The organism is Allobosea sp. 05T422_2, from assembly GCF_056396265.1.
The window spans coordinates 1-2,100 of sequence record NZ_JBFTLD010000478.1 but is presented as its reverse complement, the minus strand read 5'-3'; the positions used below and the strand labels follow the sequence as shown (position 1 = coordinate 2,100).

Genomic DNA, 2,100 nt, shown 5'->3' with positions numbered 1-2,100 from the left:
GCATCACCCTTGGCGAAGTCGATGGTGATATAGGTCGGCTTGTCCGGCGCATCCTCGGGCGAGATCGTGCGCGAGTAGACGTAATCCGGCACTTCCTGCGCCGGGTCCTCCAGCACCTTTCCTTCCGAGGAGGCGTGCAGCAGGTTGGCGTCGACCGAGAAGGGCGCTTCGCCGCGCTTGTCCTTGGCGATCGGGATCTGGTGCTGTTCGGCGAAGGCGATGAGCTGCTCGCGCGAACGCAGGTCCCATTCGCGCCAGGGCGCGATCACCACGACATCGGGCTTCAGCGCATAGGCGGTGAGTTCGAAGCGGACCTGGTCGTTGCCCTTGCCGGTTGCGCCATGAGAGATGGCGTCCGCGCCGACCCTCTCGGCGATCTCGATCAGCTTCTTGCCGATCAGCGGGCGAGCGATCGAGGTGCCGAGCAGGTAGACGCCTTCATAGGCGGCATTGGCCCGKAACATCGGGAAGACGTAGTCGCGGACGAATTCCTCGCGCAGGTCCTCGATATGGATGTTCTCGGGCTTGATGCCGAGCAGCAGCGCCTTCTGGCGAGCGGGCTCCAGCTCCTCGCCCTGGCCGAGATCGGCGGTGAAGGTCACCACCTCGCATTCATAGGTGGTTTGCAGCCATTTCAGGATGATCGAGGTGTCAAGGCCGCCGGAATAGGCGAGCACGACCTTCTTCACGCGCTTGTCGGACATCGATGATCTTCCTGCTCTGACGGCATGTTTCCATGCCGGGGACGCTTCGACTGTGGATGGCCCTGTTTTCGGCTCAATGGCGCACTATCGCAGCCCTCGGGACGACGCAATCGGAACCTTCTGATCGATCAAACGTCATCCCGTGATGGGTCGGTATCAACGATGCCGATTGTGCAACACGCGTCCTGCGTGCTTGCAGTCGCGCCGCGACAGGTCGAAGCTTCCCGAGCGCGACTCAAACCGATGACCGACCTGGAGGCTGAATGCCGAATCGTCCCGTCCTCGACTTCTGGTACGAGTTCGCGTCACCCTATTCCTTTCTGAGTGCCTTGCGGGCTGAAGCCGTGGCAGACGAAGCGGGAGTGGCGCTGCGTTGGCGGCCCTTCCTGCTTGGACCGATCTTTGCCGGCCAGGGCTGGACGACGTCACCTTTCAACCTGTTCCCGAACAAGGGCCGCTATATGTGGCGCGATCTCGAGCGCCAGACCGCCCGTGCCGGCATCAAGCTTGTCCGGCCCAACCCGTTTCCGCAGAATTCCCTCGTCGCGGCGCGCGTCGCGCTCGCAGGGCGCGAGGCGGGCTGGATGCCCGCCTTCTCGAAGGCGCTGTTCAGGGCTGCGTTCTGCGAGGGACGAAACATTGCCGAGGAAGCCGTACTGGTCGCGGCGCTGAAGGAGGCTGGCGCGGATCCCGGCTCCGCGTTCTCGGCCTCGCGAAGCGAGGAGGTCAAGGGCAGGCTGAAGGCCGAGACCGAACTCGCGAAATCGCTCGGGATCTTCGGCGCTCCGGCCTTCGTCACTGGCGATGGCGAATTGTTCTGGGGAGATGATCGGCTGGGGGAGGCCCTCCGCTGGGCCCGGGATGGGTGTTAGATCATGGGGCCGGATCCTGTATCCGGTCCGGTGAACCAACCTTCTGTGTGTGCACCGGCTTTCCAAAGGACTGCAATCCACTTGTCGGACCGATGCCTTGAGCACGAGGCTGCCGCGGGTCAGTCCTGCGGCCTGGCGCCCCACGGACCGCGCGCCGTCCCGACCATGGTCGGCAGATCCTGACGCTCTGACATCCTGGGCGGATGCGGCGGCATCGCCGGCATCCGGCCGCCTGCCGTCTCGACGAGTGCCTGCACGCGTTTGGTGATCGAGGGATGTGTCGAGAACAGGTCGGCGAAATCGTCGGGATCGTTCTCGAAGCACATGTCCATGACGCCCGACGGCACTCCGTCGATATCGGCGCGCCCGGCGATCTTGAGCAGCGCGGAGATCATCGCGTCCGGATTCTTGGTCAGTTCGACCGCCCCGGCATCGGCCAGATACTCGCGCGAACGCGACAGAGACAGGCGGATCACCACGGCGAGCAGCCAGGAGATTGCGATGATTGCGACGCCGAGCAGGAT

The 2,100-nt window shown here is 64.1% G+C and carries 3 protein-coding genes; 1 reads left to right on the top strand and 2 read right to left on the bottom strand.

What is annotated here, in order from left to right:
- Positions 1 to 704, bottom strand: a 704-nt coding sequence (locus AC1DJT_RS36350; RefSeq protein ID WP_476836016.1) for an argininosuccinate synthase, incomplete at its 3' end; no start/stop codon positions are given.
- A gap of 263 nt (positions 705 to 967) precedes the next feature.
- Here AC1DJT_RS36350 and AC1DJT_RS36345 point away from each other — a divergent pair.
- Complete coding sequence (locus tag AC1DJT_RS36345) at positions 968 to 1,576, top strand: 2-hydroxychromene-2-carboxylate isomerase (protein ID WP_441490239.1); 609 nt, start codon at positions 968 to 970, stop codon at positions 1,574 to 1,576.
- A 119-nt stretch (positions 1,577 to 1,695) separates the two neighbouring features.
- Here AC1DJT_RS36345 and AC1DJT_RS36340 read toward each other — a convergent pair.
- Positions 1,696 to 2,100: M48 family metalloprotease (locus AC1DJT_RS36340; protein ID WP_476836015.1), on the bottom strand; the 405-nt coding region annotated here is incomplete at its 5' end.

Coding starts and splice junctions, on each gene's coding strand:
- AC1DJT_RS36345 (WP_441490239.1), top strand. CDS start 968: ATGCCGAATCGTCCCGTCCTCGACTTCTGGTACGAGTTCGCGTCACCC.